Origin of the sequence: Micromonospora sp. NBC_00617 (assembly GCF_045161355.1) — a bacterium.
Classification (GTDB): domain Bacteria; phylum Actinomycetota; class Actinomycetes; order Mycobacteriales; family Micromonosporaceae; genus Micromonospora.
Genome location: NZ_CP107751.1, coordinates 3,290,558 through 3,307,201, shown reverse-complemented (window position 1 = coordinate 3,307,201; position 16,644 = coordinate 3,290,558). Strand labels below are relative to the sequence as shown.

Sequence of the window (16,644 nt, the reverse complement as noted above, 5' to 3'; positions counted from 1 at the left end):
CGATGGCGGGTTTCGGCGAGCCGGGAGTCGAGGCGGTCGACGCCGCGGGGCTGACCGTCGGGGTGGTGGCCGCACGGTGGCACGGCGACCTGACCGACCACATGCTGGAGCGTGCGGTCGCCGCCGCCGAGGCGTGCGGGGCGCGGTCCGTGGTGGCGCGTGTCGCCGGCTCCGTCGAGCTGCCGGTCGTCGCCCAGGCCCTCGCCCGCCGTTGCGACGTGGTGGTCGCGCTCGGCGTGGTCGTGCGGGGCGCCACCGCCCACTTCGACTACGTGTGCCGGTCGGTCACCGACGGGCTGACCCGGGTGGCGCTGGACGAGGGCAAGCCGGTGGCGCACGGCGTGCTCACCGTGGAGACCATCGAGCAGGCCCGGGACCGGGCCGGGCTGCCCGGCTCGGCGGAGGACAAGGGCTGGGCGGCGACCGTGGCGGCGCTCGACGCGGCCCTGGCCGTCCGGACCGTGGCCGCCGGCAACGCGCAGCGGGTCGGCTTCGGCGGCTGACGCACCCTCACAGCCGACCGGCCTCGATGATGCGGCGCAGGAACTGCCGGGTACGAGGCTGCGTCGGCTCGCCGAGCACCTGCTCCGGTGGGCCGCTCTCGACGACCCGTCCCGCGTCGAGGAAGCACACCTCGTCGGCGACCTCCCGGGCGAAACTCATCTCGTGGGTGGCCAGCACCATGGTCATCCCGTCGGCCTTCAGGCCCCGGATCATCGTCAGCACCTCGCCGACGAGTTCCGGGTCCAGGGCGGAGGTGACCTCGTCGAGCAGCAGCAGGCGGGGCGAGTTCGCCAGCGCCCGGACGATCGCCACCCGCTGCTGCTGCCCGCCGGAGAGCGCGTCCGGGTAGGCGTGCGCCTTCGCGCCCAGCCCCACCCGGTCGAGCAGGTCGCGGGCCTGGGCCTCGGCCGCGGCGCGGGCCCGCCGGTGCACCCGCCGGGGCGCGAGGGTGATGTTGTCCAGCACGCTCAGGTGCGGAAACAGGTTGTACGCCTGGAACACCAGGCCGATCCGCCGGCGGACCCGGTCGGCGTCCACCCGAGGGTCGGAGATGTCCTCCCCGTCCAGCTCGATGGTGCCGTCGTCCACCTCCTCCAGGAGGTTCACGCACCGCAGCAGGGTGGACTTGCCCGACCCGGACGCCCCGATCAGGGCCACCACCCGGTGCTCGGCGACCGTCAGGTCGAGCCGGTCCAGCACGACGTGGCCGGCGAACTCCTTGCGCAGACCCCGGCAGCGCAGCAACGCCATGGTCAGCCTCCCGACTGGCGACGGGCCGAGCGCAGCGTCACCCAGTCGGTGACGGCGATCAGCGGGATCGCGAGCAGCACGAACAGCACTCCGGCCACGACGTACGGCGTGTAGTTGAACGACTGGGCGGTGGCGATCTGGGCGGCGCGGACCGCGTCGATCGGGCCGGCGAGCGAGACCAGCCCGACGTCCTTCTGCAGGGCCACCACGTCGTTGAGCAGCGGTGGCGCCACCCGGCGGACGGCCTGCGGCAGCACCACGTGCCGCATCGTCTGCCGGTAGGTCAGGCCCAGCGAGCGGGCCGCGGCGACCTGGCTGTGGTGCACCGACTCGATGCCGGCCCGGAACACCTCGGCCAGGTAGCCGCCGTAGGTGAGCACCAGCGCGAGCCCGCCGAGCACCAGAACCGACGGCATGCCCCGCAGCCGCAACCCGGGCACGCCGAGGGTGAGCAGGTACAGCACGATGATCAGCGGCAGCCCCCGGAAGGTGTACGTGTAGCCGGCGGCCAGCGCCCGCACCGGGAAGAAGACCGGGCCGCGCAGTGTCCGCAGCACGGCGATCACCAGTCCGAGCAGCAGCGCGCCGGCCGCGCAGCAGACCAACAGCCGGACGTTGAGCCAGAGCCCGTCCAGCACGGCCGGCAGCGCGTCGGCGCCGATCTGCGGGTCCAGGAACGACTGCCGGACCCGGTCCCAGCCCGGAGCGCCGGTCACGGCGACGGCCAGCAACGTGCCGAGCGCCGCCGTGGAGAAGGCCGCGATCAGCACGCTGAGCAGGCTCTGCCGACGCCGGTACGCCGACCGTCGCAGCTGCGCCGCGGAGGGGGTGTGCTCCCGCGGCGTCACTTCAGCTCGGCCGCCCCCGCCACCTGCGCGAGCCACTTCTGCTCCAGCCCGGTGAGCGTGCCGGCCTCGCTGAGCTGACCGACCGCGCCGCTGACGCAGCGGGTCAGCGGCGAGTTCTTGTCCAGCAGCAGCCCGAACGCCTCCGGCACGCCCACCTGCGGCACCTGACCGACGATCGTCGCGTCGGTGACCTCCGTGCCGGTGATGTAGAAGGCGGTCGGCAGGTCCACCACGAGTCCGTCGATCTGCCCGTTCTGCAGGGCCTTCTTGGCGTCGTCGTTGCTGTTGTAGACCTGCGGCTTCGCGGTCGGCTTGATGACGTCGGTGATCGCCTGGTAGCTGGTCGTGCCGACCTGGGCGCCGAGCCGGGCGCCGCGCAGGTCCGCCAGCGACGTCTTACCGGCGATCTTCGAGGACTTCAGCGCGATGACGGTCTGCCGCACCAGGTAGTACGGGGCCGAGAAGTCCACCGCCTGCTTGCGTTCCTCGGTGACGGAGAACTGGTTGATGTCGAAGTCGAAGTTCTTGGGGCCGGGCGCGATCGCGGTGTCGAACTTGACCCGGGTCCAGGTGACGTCGCCCCGGGCGTAGCCCAGCTTGTCGGCCACCGCGTACGCGACGGCGGCCTCGAAGCCCTCGCCGCTGTCCGGCTTGTCCTGGCGGAACCACGGCTCGTACGCCGGCTGGTCGGTGGCGATGGTGAGCTTGCCCGGCGTACGGGTGGGCAGGCTGTCCTTCGTGCAGGACGGCGAGGCGGTGGCGGTGGGTGTCGGTTCCTCGTCCTGTGGCGCGCATCCGGCGGTGGCGACGACGGCGCTGGCGAGGGTGAGCGCGTAAAGGCGTGAGCGGCTGGCCATGGCGGACAGCGTAGAGGTCCATGGGCGTCGATCGAAGATTTTCCCACCATGTTGGTAGGGAATTGTCCGCCTGCTGGGTCGCGGTGGACCCGGACTCGGGGCGTCGGCGCAGCGGCTGGAAGAATCGTTCCCCGTGAAGACGTTCGAGGAGTTGTTCGCCGAGCTGCAGGCCAAGGCCGCCGCCGGCACCCCGGGCTCGGGCACCGTCGCCGCGCTGAACAAGGGCGTGCACTTCATCGGCAAGAAGGTTGTCGAGGAGGCGGCCGAGTCGTGGATGGCCGCCGAGCACGAGGGGCCGCAGCGCACCGCCGAGGAGATCTCCCAGCTGCTTTACCAGGTCCAGGTGTTGATGCTCGCCAGCGGTCTCGAACTGAAGGACGTCTACCGACATCTGTGAGTGCGCCCCGTCGTTGATCAGGCCCGATCGAAGGAGCACTCCGTCATGTTGCGTGTCGCCATCCCCAACAAGGGCACCCTGGCCGAGCCGGCCGCCCAGATGCTGCGTGAGGCGGGCTACCGCCAGCGCACCGACCCCAAGGACCTCGTCTGCCGCGACGAGGCCAACGATGTCGAATTCTTCTACCTGCGTCCCAAGGACATCGCCACCTACGTCGGCTCCGGTGATCTCGACCTCGGCATCACCGGCCGGGACCTGCTGATCGACTCGGCCGCGCCCGCCGAGGAGGTCGTCGACCTCGCCTTCGGCCGGGCCACCTTCCGCTTCGCCGCCCGACCCGACGACATCGCCTCGGTGCAGGAGCTGGGCGGGCACCGGATCGCCACCGCTTACCCGGGGCTGGTCGAGCGGCACCTCGACGAGGTGGGCGTCAAGGCCGAGGTGATCCGCCTCGACGGCGCAGTGGAGAACGCCGTACGCCTCGGTGTCGCCGACGTGATCGCGGACGTGGTGGAGACCGGCGCGACCCTGCGTCAGGCGGGCCTCGTGGTGTTCGGCGAGCCGCTGCTGCGCTCGTCGGCGGTGCTGGTCCGGCGTGCCGGCGCACCGGCGCACGCGCAGGCCGAGCAGTTGCTGCGCCGTCTGCACGGCGTGCTGGTGGCCCGCCGCTACGTGATGCTCGCCTACGACGTGCCGGCCGGCCTCATGGACCGGGCCAGCGGCCTCACCCCGGGCATCGAGTCGCCCACCGTGTCGCCGCTGCACCGCGAGGGCTGGGTGGCCGTGCAGGCCATGGTGCTCCGCGACGACGTGCACCGGATCATGGACGAGCTGTACGACCTGGGCGCCCGCGCCATCCTGGTGACCAACATCCACGCCTGTCGCCTCTGACGCCCACGGGATCGCCGAAACGGGGGTGTCCGCCCGCGCGGGACACCCCCGTTTCGCTGACCTCGGGTGGATCGACCGCGCCGCGCCGGCCCGGGCGCGCGTCGTGGGGCGCGAAGTGGTGGCTCGGCGGGTGGTACGTCTGCGGGGCGAGGACGGGTGGCAGACTGGTGGGGTGAGTGACACCGAGCTGGTCCGTCTCAAGCCCCGCCGCATCCGGGTGGTGTGCTGGTCGGCGGCGGTCGCGCTGGTGGTGGTGTTCGCCGTGGTCGCCACCTCGCTGAGCGGGCCGACCGGCGACGGCTACGGCAGCTTCCAGCGCGGCGATCAGTTCGCCATGATCGGTCTGGGCATCTTCGGGGCGCTGGGTTTCCTGCTGTTCACCCGCCCGCGGGTGGAGGCGGACGCGCGAGGCATCCGGGTGCGCAACGTCATCAGCTCGTACGAGCTGCCCTGGGAGGTTGTCCGGGGGGTCCGCTTCGACCGGGGCGCGCCGTGGGCGAGCCTGGAGCTGCACGACGATGACCTGCTGCCGATGGTCGCCCTGCAGGCGGCCGACAAGGAGCTGGCCGTCGACGGGGTCCGCGCCCTGCGCCGGCTGCACGAAGCCCACCTCAACCGCCTCGCCCAGCGCGCCGCCGGCAGCTGACCCCGCCGCTCGGCGACCCGCCACCGTCGGCACTGCTCACGGCCGGCACTACCGTCGGCGCTGCTCACGGCCCGGGTGCCCGGTTTGGGGGCGAGCGAGGCGGCGGTGTACTGTTGTCGAGTCGACCAGGCTGTCTCCGCATGCGAGCAGACAGCCTTGAAAGCGGAGCGCCTGCTCCCACCCGAGTCGCCGCCACGGTGGCCGGGTCCGGTCACCGGTTCCGGGCACGTCCCGGTTCCGGACGTGTGATCCTGTGATCGCGCCGACCGGTCGAGCGGGCCCTGGCATGCGCCGGGGCCTTCTGCTTTCCGGGTCGGTTCCCACCCGGGGGCCGCAGGGGTCGGCGACAGAGCAGAAACGACTCGAGGAGGCCCCATCAGCGTCGAACCACGCGTGAACGAGCAGATCCGGGCACGTGAGGTCCGACTGGTCGGCCCCGAGGGTGAGCAGGTGGGCATCGTCCCGCTGGAGCGCGCCCTTCAGCTGGCCGCGGACGTCGATCTGGACCTGGTCGAGGTTGCGCCGATGGCGCGCCCGCCGGTGTGCAAGCTCATGGACTTCGGCAAGTTCAAGTACGAGAGCGCACTCAAGGCGCGCGAAGCGCGGCGTAATCAGCAGCAGACCGTCATCAAGGAAATGAAGCTCCGTCCGAAGATCGACCCGCACGACTACGAGACCAAGAAGGGTCACGTGGTGCGGTTCCTCAAGGCGGGCGACAAGGTCAAGGTGACGATCATGTTCCGCGGTCGCGAGCAGAGCCGCCCGGAGCTGGGTTACCGGCTCCTGCGCCGGCTCGAATCCGAGATCACGGAACTGGGATACGTCGAGGCCGCTCCGAAGCAGGACGGCCGAAACATGATCATGGTTCTCGCCCCGCATCGGGCCGTCAAGGCCTCCGCGGTCGCCGCTACGGCGTCTCGCGGCGGACCTCGGGACCGGGCAGCGGACGAGTCCGCCACTCCGGAAGCCGATGAGACCGCGGCGGTCAGCGAGACCGCAGCAGCCGGTGACACCGGCCTCGCCGCCGACACCAGCGGCGAGTAACAGGGGAGAAGACGTTCCACATGCCGAAGATGAAGAGCCACACGGGGATGGGTAAGCGGGTCAAGGTGACCGGCAAGGGCAAGATCGTTGCCCAGCAGGCCGGCCTCCGCCACAACCTGGAGAAGAAGCCCTCCACCCAGACCCGCCGGCTGACCGGCACGGTCGTGCTGGCCAAGGCCGACGTCAAGCGCATCAAGAAGCTGCTCGGCCGCTGACGCGCGCCACCTTTACGTAATTAGGAGTTGAGATGGCACGCGTCAAGCGGGCTGTAAACGCCCAGAAGAAGCGTCGTACCCTGCTGGAGTCCGCGAGTGGTTACCGCGGTCAGCGCTCCCGGCTGTACCGCAAGGCCAAGGAGCAGGTGCTGCACTCGATGCAGTACGCCTACCGGGACCGTCGCGACCGCAAGGGCGACTTCCGGCAGCTGTGGATTCAGCGGATCAACGCGGGCGCCCGGGCGAACGGGATGACCTACAACCGTCTGATCCAGGGCCTGCGTCTGGCCGGCATCGAGGTCGACCGCAAGATCCTGGCCGACATGGCTGTCAATGACGCCGCTTCTTTCGCGGCGATCGTCGAGCTGGCCCGGGCCGCGGTCACGGCCGAGGGCACCGGCGGCGCGGCGGCTCAGGCCGCCTGATCCCCCCGCACCAGAGCGAGGCGTCTCCCGTGTCGGCACCGCCGTCCGGGGGGCGCCTCGATCGTGCCGGAGGAACACACACCATGGCCTTCACCCCGCGTACCCCCAGGGTTGTCGCCGCCCGCCGCCTGCAACGCCGTCGGGACCGCGACGCCACCGGCCGTTTCCTGGCCGAGGGCCCGCAGGCGGTCCGTGAGGCCCTGGCCCGGCCGGGGGTGGTCACCGAGCTGTTCGGTACGCCCGCCGCGCTGGACCGGCACCCGGAGCTGGCGGCGACGGCGGCCCGCGCCGACGTGCCGGTCTCCGAGGTGACCGACGACGCGCTCGCCGCGCTGGCCGAGACCGTCGCCCCGCAGGGGCTGGTCGCCGTCTGCCGGCACCTCGACGTGTCGCTGGAGCAGGCCCTCGCCGGCGGCCCCCGGTTGGTGGCGGTGCTCGCCGAGATCCGCGACCCGGGCAACGCCGGCACGGTGCTGCGCACCGCCGACGCGGCCGGGGCGGGTGCGGTGGTCTTCGCCGGCGACGCCGTCGACCCGTACAACGGAAAGTGTGTGCGGGCCTCGGCCGGCAGCCTCTTCCACGTCGATGTGGTCCGCGCCCCCGACCCGGTCCAGGCGGTCGAAGCGCTCCGTGCCGCCGGGCTGACGATCTTCGCCACCACGGGGTACGGCGACAGCGACCTCGACGACCTCGCCGACGCCGGACGGCTCGCCCAGCCCACCGCGTGGTTGTTCGGCTCCGAGGCGCACGGGTTGCCTGAGGAGCTGACCGCCGCGGCCGACGCCCAGGTGCGGGTGCCGTTGCACGGGCGCGCGGAGAGCCTCAACCTGGCTGCCGCCGCCGCCGTCTGCCTGTACGCTTCAGCGAGAGCACAGCGCTGAGGGTGACCGCACCCGGCGCGACTGACAGCAGGGGAGAGCGTCCGTCCATGAACGCGCCACGGCGTTCGTTTAGCCAGCCCGCCGGTGTCGGCGGGCGGCGGGCCTGACCTGCTCCCTGCACAACTCCTACCGGCGGGCTGCGGCACAGCCGCGCGTCCGTAGACTCGCTTAGCCGCCCCGCTGAGGGCTGGCGCCGCCGTGAGGGAGTGCCCGTACGCCATGAGCTACCGCAACGATCCGTACGACCCGAAGCAGGTCGCCCTGCTCGACCCCGCCGCCCTGGACGAGGCTGTCGCGGACGCCACGAAGGCGTTCACGGCGGCCACCGACCCGGACGCGCTGACCGCGCTGCGCTCGGTGCATCTCGGTGACCGGTCACCGGTTTCGCTGGCCCGCCGGGAGATCGGCGCGTTGCCGCCGGCCGCGAAGTCCGACGCCGGTAAGCGGGTCAACGAGGCCCGCCGGGCCATCGAGACCGCGTACGCCGACCGCGCCGAGGTGGTGGAGCGGGAGCAGGCCGAGCGGGTGCTGGTCGAGGAGCGGGTGGACGTCACCCTGCCCTACGATCGGCGTCCGCGTGGTGCCCGGCACCCGCTGAGCACCCTGATGGAGTCGATCAGCGACCTCTTCGTCGGGATGGGCTACGAGGTGGCCGAGGGGCCAGAGGTCGACCTGGAGTGGGTCAACTTCGACGCGTTGAACATCCCCGCCAACCATCCGGCGCGCGGGCTGATGGACACGTTCCACATCGCATCCGCTGACGGCTCCGCGGGCTCGGGCCTTGTTCTCCGCACGCACACGTCGACTGTGCAGACCCGCACCATGCTCAGCCGCAAGCCACCGATCTACGTGATCGTGCCCGGCCGCGTCTACCGCACCGACGAGATCGACGCCACGCACAGCCCGGTGTTCCACCAGGCCGAGGGCCTGGTTGTCGACAAGGGCATCACGATGGCGCACCTGCGGGGCACGCTCGACCACTTCGCCCGGGCGATGTTCGGCCCGGAGGCGAAGACCCGGTGGCGGCCGCACTACTTCCCGTTCACCGAGCCGTCGGCCGAGTTCGACGTGTGGTTCCCGGAGCACCGCGACGGCCCGCAGTGGGTCGAGTGGGGCGGCTGCGGGATGGTCAACCCGCGGGTGCTGCGTGCCTGCGGCGTCGACCCGGAGGTCTACTCCGGATTCGCCTTCGGCATGGGCATCGACCGGACCCTGATGGTCCGGCACGGGGTCAGCGACATCCGCCATCTCTTCGAGGGCGACGTGCGGTTCAGCCGGGCGCTCGGGACCGGGGCGTAGGCGATGCGGGTACGAGACACGGGAACGGTGGTCTGAAATCATGCGAGTTTCTGTCAGTTGGCTGCGGGAGTACGTCGACCTCCCCGCCGACCTGCCCACCGGTGACCTGGCGCAGGCCCTGGTCGACCTCGGCATCGAGGTCGAGTCCGTGGTGGACCTGCGCGCGAGCGTCACCGGGCAGCTCGTCGTCGGCGAGGTGCGCGAGATCGAGGAGCTGACCGGCTTCAAGAAGCCGATCCGCTTCTGCCGCGTCGACGTGGGCGCCGCCAACGGCACCGGCGAGCCGCAGGAGATCGTCTGCGGGGCGCGCAACTTCGCCCCCGGTGACCGGGTGGTGGTGATCCTGCCCGGCGGTGTGCTGCCCGGCGGGTTCGCCATCGGCGCCCGTAAGACGTACGGGCACAACTCGGCCGGCATGATCTGCTCGGCGAAGGAGCTGGGCCTGGGCGACGACCACTCCGGCATCATCGTGCTGCCGCCGGACGTGTCCGCCAAGCCCGGCGACGACGCGCGGCCCGTCGTCGGCCTCGACGACGTCGTGTTCGAGCTGGAGATCACCCCGGACCGGGGGTACGCGCTGAGCCTGCGCGGCCTGGCCCGGGAGCTGTCGCACGCCTTCGACGTGCCGCTGCGCGACCCGGGGATGGCGCCCGCGCCGGGCGGCACGCCGACGCCGGCGTACCCGGTGGAGGTCCGTGACACGGTCGGCTGCGACCGGTTCACCGCCCGCCTGGTCCGTGGCGTCGACCCGAGCGCGTCCACCCCGTCGTGGATGGCCCAGCGACTGGTCACCGCCGGCATCCGCAGCATCTCGCTTCCGGTGGACATCACCAACTACGTGATGCTGGAGCTGGGCCAGCCGATGCACGCCTTCGACGCCGACCGGATCGCCGGGCCACTGGTGGTCCGCCGCGCCGAGGCGGGGGAGAAGCTGACCACCCTGGACGGCGTCAACCGGGTGCTCACCGCCGACGACATGGTCATCTGCGACGCTGGGCTGGACAACACCCTCGCGGGCGAGGGCGCCGGCGTCCCGATCTCCCTCGCGGCGGTGATGGGCGGCGAGACCAGCGAGGTCGTCGCCGGCACCACCACCGTGCTCTTCGAGGCGGCGCACTGGGACCCGGCGATGGTCGGGCGCACGGCCCGCCGGCACACGTTGTTCAGCGAGGCCGCGAAGCGCTGGGAGCGGGGCGTCGACCCGGCCGTGGCGCTGGTCGCGCTGGAGCGTGCCGTGCGGCTGCTCACCGAGCACGGCGGCGGCGCCCCGAGCGCCGAGATCCTGGACATCGACCACGTCCGGCCGCGTACCCCGATCACCCTGCCGGCGGACCTGCCGACCCGGCGGGTCGGCGTCGAGTACCCGCCGGCGCGGGTCGTCGCCCTGCTGGAGCGGGTCGGCTGCACCGTCGCGCAGGGCGCGGACCGGTTGTCCGAGGACCCGGGCGCCGTCGGCGTGGCCAGCGGCGCGCAGGTGGCGCTGAGCGTCACCCCGCCGACCTGGCGACCCGACCTGACCGACCCGGCCGACCTGGTCGAGGAGGTCGTCCGACTCGACGGGTACGACCGGGTGCCGTCGGTGCTGCCGACCGCGCCTCCCGGTCGCGGCCTGACCCCGCGCCAGCGTCGCCGCCGGGCGGTCACCGGGTCGCTGGCCGAGCGGGGGTACGTGGAGGTGCTCGCGCACCCGTTCGTGTCGCCGGAGCTGGCCGACCAGTTCGGCCTGCCGGCTGACGACCCGCGCCGGCCCGCGGTGCGGCTGGCCAACCCGTTGTCCGAGGAGGAGCCGCTGCTGCGCACCACGCTGCTCGGCCCGCTGCTCGGCATCCTCAAGCGCAACCTCGGTCGGGGTCACCGCGACCTCGCCCTCTACGAGATCGGCGCGGTCTTCCACCCGCGCGTCGGTGCCGGCAGCCCGCCGGCGATGGGCGTGGACCGGCGTCCCACCGACGCGGAGTTCGCCGCCGCCGACGCGGTGGTGCCGGCGCAGCCGGTGCACGTCGCGGCCGTGCTCGCCGGTGACGTCGACCCCGCCGGCTGGTGGGGTGCGGGTCGACCGGCCGGCTGGGCGGACGCCATCGAGGCGGCCCGCGACGTGCTCGACGCCGCCGGTGTCACCGGCGAGCGGGTCGAGGTGCGGGCGGCCGAGTACGCGCCGTGGCACCCCGGCCGCTGCGCCGAGGTGCGCGTCGACGGCGCAGTCGTGGGGCACGCCGGCGAGCTGCACCCGAGGGTGGTGGCCGCGCTGGAGCTGCCGCGGCGCACCTGCGCGCTGGAACTGGACCTCGACGCGCTGCCGCCGACCCCGGTGACGCCCGCGCCGATGGTGTCCGGCTTCCCGCCCGCGTTGATCGACGTGGCCCTGGTGGTGGACGACTCGGTGCCGGCGGAGCAGGTGCGTCGCGCGCTGGAGGCGGGGGCCGGTGAGCTGCTGGAGGACGTGCGGCTGTTCGACGTGTACTCCGGCGCGCAGCTCGGCGAGGGTCGCCGGTCGTTGGCGTACAAGCTGACGTTCCGGGCGCCGGACCGGACGCTGACCGTCGAGGAGGCGGTCGCGGCCCGGGACGCGGCGGTCGCCGTCGCGGCCGAGCGCCTCGGCGCCACCCTGCGCGGCGCGTAACCAGACCGGCCCGTCCCCGCCCCGCGATCTCTCAACTCGCGGGTTCGGGGTTCGAGTCCCTGTCGGCGCACCAAACAAGGCCCTGACCAGCAAGAAGCTGGCCAGGGCCTTAATGGTTATCTATGTGGTTTTGAACCTCCTCCCGAAAACCCCTCAGTAACCGGCTGGTACAACACTCCAGAAACCCCATCTTCCCGCCACGGCGCGGTCGCCCTGAACCCGCCACGATCCGATGCCCTCGGCATTGACCAGGCCTCCGCCGCGCGCACCCGCGACGCCGATGGGGTTGCACCAATGCGTTGGATCACCGCCGCCGGGCCGGCTGTTCCTGAGATCGTCGGTACGGCTGGCGAGTGTTGAGCAGTAGGAGCGGGAGCGGGAGTGGGCAAGGAGCGGGACGGTGCGGGTCGGGATCGGCCGACGACTTCTCTGAGCCCATCAGCGGAGTTTCCGCCCCTGTCGGCGCAGGACATTGAGGCGCTGCGCCGGCTCGGTGACCAGTGGCGGGCCGAGGAACCGGTGCGGGCGCTGCCGGTAGATCCCGAGCTTCGCCCCTCCAGGCCGGGCGCTGCCCACGCCCGAGGGGCGAACGAAGAGTTCCGGCCGGACCAACCCGGTGAGCTCACCGCGACACCAGCGGCGGAGCAATCCGACACGTTCTTGGGCCGGCTCGCCGTCCGGGCACGTCGGGTGCTGCTCGGGCCGCCCCTGTCCAGCGCGTCCATGCTGCGGGAACGCATGCGCAAACTGATCGCGCTGCCGATCCTCTCGTCCGACCTGTTGTCGTCGGTGGCATACGGGCCGGAGGCGATGCTGACCATTCTGGTCCTCGCCGGAAGTGCGGCCCTGGGGCTGTCCTTGCCGATCGCCGGCGCTCTGGTGGTGTTGATGATCTCGGTCGGCGTTTCGTACCGGCAGACCGTGCGCGCCTACCCGCACGGCGCGGGCTCCTACCTGGTGGCCAGCGACAGCATCGGCCCCCGGGCCGGCCTGACCGCGGCGGCCGGTCTCATCCTCGACTACGTGCTGACCGTGTCCGTGTCGGTGGCGGCCGGAATCGCCGCGATCACCTCGGCTCTGCCGGCGCTGACCCCACTGTCCGTACCTCTGTCGTTGGCGGCCATCGCCGCCCTGCTGATCGGGAATCTGCGCGGGATCCGCGTCGCGGGAAACATCTTCGCCGCCCCCACCTACCTGTTCCTGATCGCGATCGGGGGGCTGACACTTGTCGGGCTCGCGCAGGCCGGGGCACGCGGCTTTACCGTGACCCCGACGCCACCGGTGCCCGCGACGGAGGCACTCGGCGTGCTGCTCATCGCGCGCGCATTCGCCTCCGGCGCCACCTCGATGACCGGTATCGAGGCAGTGTCCAACGCCGTACCGGCCCTCCGCCCCACCGAGTGGCGCAACGCCCGCACCGTGCTTACCTGGATGGTCACCCTCCTGGTTCTCCTCTTCGCGGGCCTGATGCTCCTGATCCACCTCAACGGCCTGGTTCCGCGAGCGGACGAGACCCTGCTGTCCCAACTCGCTCACCGCACCTTCCCCCACGGACCGTGGTACGCGATCGTCCAGGCCGCCACCGCGCTGGTCCTGCTGTTGGCCGCGAACACCGCGTACAACGATCTGCCCCGGTTGCTGTACTTCATGGCCCGCGACGACTACGTCCCGCGCCGATTCCTGCACGTGGGTGAACGGTTGGCCCTCAGCAACGGCCTGGTTGCCCTCTCGGTCGCCGCCGCGGTGATCCTCACCGCGTTCGGGGGCCGCACGCAGGCCCTGATCCCGCTCTTCGCGGTCGGTGTCTTCCTGGCGTTCACGCTCTCGCAGGTCGGCATGGTGAACCACTGGCGGCGTCACCGTGAACCGGGCTGGCGGCGCAGGGCCGCGATAAACGCGTTCGGGGCGGTGCTCTCGGCGATCGTGCTGGTGACCGCCGCAATCACCAAGTTCACCTCGGGCGCCTGGGTGGTCGTCATCGCCGTGCCGGTGCTGGTGCTGCTGTGCCTACGGATACGACGGCACTACGACCAGGTACGGCAGGCGGTGTCCCTGCGCCCCGCCCCCGCGCCAACACAGTTGCCCTCCGAAAACAGGAGTGAGCCGGACATGACACAAGAATTCCTACCCCAACACATACGCCACCTACTCGTCGTCCCGGTCGCCCGGTTCGACCAGACAACCCTGCGTGCTCTCGCCTACGTGGTGTCGCTCGGCCAACCGTCACTTGCCGTGCACGTCAGCCCCGAAGATCAGGAAGCCGACCGGCTCCGCGATGAGTGGACGGCCTGGGGCAACCACATCCGGCTGGAGACCGTGGCGTCACCGCACCGTGAGATCCTCGAACCCCTGGCCCAGTACATCGCCCAACTGCACGACAGAAGTCCCGACATCACTCTCACGGTGGTTGTACCCGAGGTGGTGGTGGACCATCCCTGGCAGAAGATCCTGCACAGACAAATCGAGCACCGCCTCCGCAAGGCCCTGCGCCGCCTACCCCGCGTCGTCATCACCAGCATGCCCATACACCTGTCCGAGGCTCCTCCCCCGACCGCTCGCTGAGGCGCGCTCGGGCCGACCGCGGGCCCTGACTCATCCGCAGCGCGCTGCTCAGCACGTACGCCCGGCAGTTCCGCACCGCGTCGACGACATGGGGGTGGCTGTTGCGTGCCGTTGCCGGCCCCGGATGTCGGCGCAAGCCGCCGCGCTGTCGGCCGGTGCCGCCGCAACGCGGATGCTGGCCGTGATCGACCCAGCCGCGGTCGTGATCGTCTCGACCTATCCGCTGGCCAGTCAGGTCCTCGGACGACTCCACCGCTGCGGCCGGATCACCGCGGGACGCTCGCGGTCGAGCAGCCGGAGATGCCTTGATGATCGAGCCACTGGCACCTGGCCGACGGGGACGTGTTCCGTCCAGGCCGGTGTCACCGGCGAGCGGGTCGAGGTGCGGGCGGCCGAGTACGCGCCGTGGCACCCCGGCCGCTGCGCCGAGGTGCGCGTCGACGGCGCAGTCGTCGGGCACGCCGGCGAGCTGCACCCGAGGGTGGTGGCCGCGCTGGAGCTGCCGCGGCGCACCTGCGCGCTGGAGGCCGGCGTCGGTGAGCTGCTGGAGGACGTGCGGCTGTTCGACGTGTACTCCGGCGCGCAGCTCGGCGAGGGTCGCCGGTCGCTGGCGTACAAGCTGACGTTCCGGGCGCCGGACCGGACGCTGACCGTCGAGGAGGCGGTCGCGGCCCGGGACGCGGCGGTCGCCGTCGCGGCGCAGCGCCTCGGCGCGACGTTGCGCGGCGCCTGACGGAGCTGACAGGCCCTTTCCGCTGACGCAGGAAGGGGCCTGTCAGTCGTCGCTGGATTCCAGGTTGCCTAGCTTGCGCAGGCTCGGCAGATCGCGGACGGTGATCCGGCGGTAGTCGGTGTCGACCAGACCGTCGGTCCGTAGCTCCCGCAGCGCTTTCTGGATGGACGTTTCCGAGGCGCCGCAGATGGTGGCCAGGTCGGGTTGTGTGAGACGAACGTCGATGATGATGCCGTCCATGCCTTGCCGACCGTGGGTGCGGCAGAGTTCGGCGATCACTCGGGCGACACGCAGTTTCACCGGGTACGAGGTGAAGTCGATCCGGCGTCGATTGGACCAGCGCAGCCGGTCGGACACCATCGCGGCGAGTTCGAGGGCAGCGTCGGGATGTTCCTTGAGGAACCGCTTGAACCGGTCCGGCTGGATCACGCTGTACCTCGCTGGTCCGCACGTGGTGACGGTGGCGGAGCGGGGCTCGTCGTTCAGTGCCGACATCTCGCCCACGAGGTCACCTCCGACCCGGAGCGACAGCAGGGCTGACCGACCGTCCGGCAGGGTAGCGGTGATCTTGGTCAGGCCCTCCTCGAGGAGCACCAGGTGAGATTCCCGCAGCCCTTCGTGAATCACGATCTGACCAGCGGGAACCTGACGACGGACACCCAGCCCCAGTAGCGTCGTCCGAACCGACGGAGCGAGCCGTTGCAGGAACGTGCCGTATGGCCACTCGCTGCCGGACGGCTCGTGTGATCGCCGCATCTGCGGCCTCCTTCTCCAGGGACGGCTGCCGAAGCGTAGCCGTTCCTGTGCGGAGCGCGATGCCCCTGTTGCGGCGACCACCTCGACCAGCAGCCGAACGGCTATGAACGCCAGCACCGCCATCGGCGGCCATTCGAGGGTGAGCAGCAGCTCCACCAGATTCGTCCTCATGCGACAAGGACATCGCCCAGGAGCGCGGCTGACTCCCGAACAGGACGGGGTGACTGATTCTCAACTTTCGGCGGTGATGCCGTACTTCTACGGGATCCCGCTCAGCCCTCGCCGGTTCGATGGCTCCTGCGGTGCTTGCCCGCTGGGTGAGCCGGGTGGAGAGGGCGGGAGCCTGATGCAACATCCCGAACGACGACTGTTGATATCTGTGGATATGGAGAGGTACAGCCGACGGAGCAACCTCCAGCAGTACGAGGCGCAGCGGCAATTTCGAGAATTGCTGCACGAGGCGGCTGGAGCCGTGGGCCTGGACCGCGTGGCCTGGACGACCCAGCAGGCGGGCGACGGCGAACTGGCGGTCGTGCCGCGCGAGGTGTCCGAGTCCCGTGTCATCGGTCGGTTCGTGCCGGAGCTGAACCGGCGGCTACGCCACCACAACAGCAGCCGCCTCCCGGCCGCCCGGATCCGGCTCAGGGTGGCGGTGCACCAGGGGCTGGTGCACCTGGACGGTGCGAACGGCTTCCCCGGAAACGCCGTGGTCTTCGTCTGTCGGCTGTGCGAGGCCGATCCGGTGAAGAAGGCCCTGGCCGCTTTTCCTGAGGCCGGAGTGGCCCTTGTCGTCTCGACCGAGATCTTCCGTGACGTGGTCACCGAGTATCCGGAGGAGATGCGACCGGAGCGTTTCGTGCGGATCGAAGTGGCCCACCCGGACAAGGAATTTCGCGAGTACGCCCGGCTCTGTGTGGTGGACGAGGATCTTGCCGCAGTCGCGGTCCCGGGCGTCTCGCCGAGCCCCGGGCAGGGTGCTGCGCAGATCGCGAAGAAGCTGGCGGACACCGCTGAGGCAAAGCCGGCCAGCAGCGCGATGGAGCACGGTGGTATTCACACCGGCGACATCCGAGTCAAGGGCCAGAACGCGATCGGCCCGGGTGCGACGGCGATCGGCTCAGTCGGTCGCGACGTGAACTCCGGCACGAGGAGAGGCGATCCCCGATGAGCGGTCGGTCCGCCCCTGTCTCCGCCGGCAGTCTGGGGGATCTGGACA

Annotated in this window: 16 protein-coding genes and 1 pseudogene; 13 read left to right on the top strand and 4 right to left on the bottom strand. The window is 71.3% G+C overall.

From position 1 onward, the window contains the following. The first annotated feature begins 2 nt into the window (after nucleotides 1–2). Nucleotides 3–503, top strand: a complete 501-nt coding sequence (gene ribH, locus OG505_RS15095; protein ID WP_234589790.1) for a 6,7-dimethyl-8-ribityllumazine synthase — start codon at nucleotides 3–5, stop codon at nucleotides 501–503. A gap of 7 nt (nucleotides 504–510) precedes the next feature. On the opposite strand, the gene OG505_RS15090 is transcribed toward ribH, so the two are convergent. The 3 genes from OG505_RS15090 to OG505_RS15080 are packed head-to-tail and all read right to left on the bottom strand — an operon-like array spanning nucleotide 511 to nucleotide 2,959. Continuing rightward, on the bottom strand, nucleotides 511–1,254 hold the full coding sequence (locus tag OG505_RS15090; RefSeq protein WP_405433963.1) for an amino acid ABC transporter ATP-binding protein: 744 nt from the start codon (nucleotides 1,252–1,254) through the stop codon (nucleotides 511–513). A 2-nt stretch (nucleotides 1,255–1,256) separates the two neighbouring features. Next, the gene (locus tag OG505_RS15085) at nucleotides 1,257–2,102 is read right to left on the bottom strand and encodes an amino acid ABC transporter permease (protein WP_405433961.1); all 846 of its coding nucleotides are present in this window, start codon (nucleotides 2,100–2,102) and stop codon (nucleotides 1,257–1,259) included. Beyond that, nucleotides 2,099–2,959, bottom strand: coding sequence for an ABC transporter substrate-binding protein (locus OG505_RS15080; RefSeq protein ID WP_405433959.1), 861 nt, complete (start codon nucleotides 2,957–2,959; stop codon nucleotides 2,099–2,101). Before OG505_RS15080 ends, OG505_RS15085 begins: the two co-directional genes overlap by 4 nt. Before the next feature lie 133 nt (nucleotides 2,960–3,092). On the opposite strand from OG505_RS15080, the gene OG505_RS15075 reads away from it, so the two are divergent. The 11 genes and pseudogenes from OG505_RS15075 to OG505_RS15025 form a co-directional block, all read left to right on the top strand. Continuing rightward, the gene (locus OG505_RS15075) at nucleotides 3,093–3,356 is read left to right on the top strand and encodes a phosphoribosyl-ATP diphosphatase (RefSeq protein WP_234589761.1); all 264 of its coding nucleotides are present in this window, start codon (nucleotides 3,093–3,095) and stop codon (nucleotides 3,354–3,356) included. 45 nt (nucleotides 3,357–3,401) lie between these two features. Beyond that, nucleotides 3,402–4,247, top strand: coding sequence for an ATP phosphoribosyltransferase (gene hisG, locus OG505_RS15070; RefSeq protein WP_405433958.1), 846 nt, complete (start codon nucleotides 3,402–3,404; stop codon nucleotides 4,245–4,247). A 172-nt stretch (nucleotides 4,248–4,419) separates the two neighbouring features. Then, nucleotides 4,420–4,893 carry a PH domain-containing protein gene (locus tag OG505_RS15065; RefSeq protein WP_405433956.1) on the top strand — a complete coding sequence of 158 codons (474 nt, stop codon included), beginning with the start codon at nucleotides 4,420–4,422 and terminating at the stop codon, nucleotides 4,891–4,893. 393 nt (nucleotides 4,894–5,286) lie between these two features. Further along, nucleotides 5,287–5,937, top strand: a complete 651-nt coding sequence (infC, locus tag OG505_RS15060; RefSeq protein ID WP_091401946.1) for a translation initiation factor IF-3 — start codon at nucleotides 5,287–5,289, stop codon at nucleotides 5,935–5,937. A gap of 20 nt (nucleotides 5,938–5,957) precedes the next feature. After that, nucleotides 5,958–6,152, top strand: a complete 195-nt coding sequence (gene rpmI / locus OG505_RS15055) for a 50S ribosomal protein L35 (RefSeq protein WP_007458415.1) — start codon at nucleotides 5,958–5,960, stop codon at nucleotides 6,150–6,152. 32 nt (nucleotides 6,153–6,184) lie between these two features. Beyond that, nucleotides 6,185–6,577 carry a 50S ribosomal protein L20 gene (rplT, locus tag OG505_RS15050; RefSeq protein ID WP_030488429.1) on the top strand — a complete coding sequence of 131 codons (393 nt, stop codon included), beginning with the start codon at nucleotides 6,185–6,187 and terminating at the stop codon, nucleotides 6,575–6,577. A gap of 83 nt (nucleotides 6,578–6,660) precedes the next feature. Then, nucleotides 6,661–7,458 carry a TrmH family RNA methyltransferase gene (locus tag OG505_RS15045; RefSeq protein WP_405433953.1) on the top strand — a complete coding sequence of 266 codons (798 nt, stop codon included), beginning with the start codon at nucleotides 6,661–6,663 and terminating at the stop codon, nucleotides 7,456–7,458. A 219-nt stretch (nucleotides 7,459–7,677) separates the two neighbouring features. Next, nucleotides 7,678–8,757, top strand: coding sequence for a phenylalanine--tRNA ligase subunit alpha (gene pheS, locus OG505_RS15040; protein ID WP_405433952.1), 1,080 nt, complete (start codon nucleotides 7,678–7,680; stop codon nucleotides 8,755–8,757). A gap of 40 nt (nucleotides 8,758–8,797) precedes the next feature. Next, nucleotides 8,798–11,377, top strand: a complete 2,580-nt coding sequence (pheT, locus tag OG505_RS15035) for a phenylalanine--tRNA ligase subunit beta (RefSeq protein ID WP_405433951.1) — start codon at nucleotides 8,798–8,800, stop codon at nucleotides 11,375–11,377. Between the two features lie 381 nt (nucleotides 11,378–11,758). Further along, entirely contained in the window at nucleotides 11,759–13,939 is a 2,181-nt protein-coding gene (locus OG505_RS15030; protein WP_405433949.1) for an APC family permease, read from the top strand. A gap of 340 nt (nucleotides 13,940–14,279) precedes the next feature. Continuing rightward, nucleotides 14,280–14,672 (top strand): annotated as a pseudogene (locus OG505_RS15025) (phenylalanine--tRNA ligase subunit beta); the annotation flags it as partial. Nucleotides 14,673–14,714: 42 nt separating this feature from the next. Here the strand turns inward: OG505_RS15025 and OG505_RS15020 are convergent. Beyond that, on the bottom strand, nucleotides 14,715–15,428 hold the full coding sequence (locus OG505_RS15020) for a Crp/Fnr family transcriptional regulator (RefSeq protein WP_405433947.1): 714 nt from the start codon (nucleotides 15,426–15,428) through the stop codon (nucleotides 14,715–14,717). Between the two features lie 103 nt (nucleotides 15,429–15,531). Between OG505_RS15020 and OG505_RS15015 the strand changes: the two genes are divergently transcribed. Then, nucleotides 15,532–16,596: a hypothetical protein gene (locus OG505_RS15015; RefSeq protein ID WP_405433945.1), complete on the top strand. Its 1,065-nt coding sequence runs from the start codon at nucleotides 15,532–15,534 to the stop codon at nucleotides 16,594–16,596. Nucleotides 16,597–16,644: the final 48 nt, after the last annotated feature.

Coding starts and splice junctions, on each gene's coding strand:
- ribH (WP_234589790.1), top strand. CDS start 3: ATGGCGGGTTTCGGCGAGCCGGGAGTCGAGGCGGTCGACGCCGCGGGG.
- OG505_RS15015 (WP_405433945.1), top strand. CDS start 15,532: ATGAACGCCAGCACCGCCATCGGCGGCCATTCGAGGGTGAGCAGCAGC.
- hisG (WP_405433958.1), top strand. CDS start 3,402: ATGTTGCGTGTCGCCATCCCCAACAAGGGCACCCTGGCCGAGCCGGCC.
- OG505_RS15020 (WP_405433947.1), bottom strand. CDS start 15,428: ATGCGGCGATCACACGAGCCGTCCGGCAGCGAGTGGCCATACGGCACG.
- pheT (WP_405433951.1), top strand. CDS start 8,798: ATGCGAGTTTCTGTCAGTTGGCTGCGGGAGTACGTCGACCTCCCCGCC.
- rplT (WP_030488429.1), top strand. CDS start 6,185: ATGGCACGCGTCAAGCGGGCTGTAAACGCCCAGAAGAAGCGTCGTACC.
- OG505_RS15090 (WP_405433963.1), bottom strand. CDS start 1,254: ATGGCGTTGCTGCGCTGCCGGGGTCTGCGCAAGGAGTTCGCCGGCCAC.
- rpmI (WP_007458415.1), top strand. CDS start 5,958: ATGCCGAAGATGAAGAGCCACACGGGGATGGGTAAGCGGGTCAAGGTG.
- pheS (WP_405433952.1), top strand. CDS start 7,678: ATGAGCTACCGCAACGATCCGTACGACCCGAAGCAGGTCGCCCTGCTC.
- OG505_RS15080 (WP_405433959.1), bottom strand. CDS start 2,959: ATGGCCAGCCGCTCACGCCTTTACGCGCTCACCCTCGCCAGCGCCGTC.
- OG505_RS15045 (WP_405433953.1), top strand. CDS start 6,661: ATGGCCTTCACCCCGCGTACCCCCAGGGTTGTCGCCGCCCGCCGCCTG.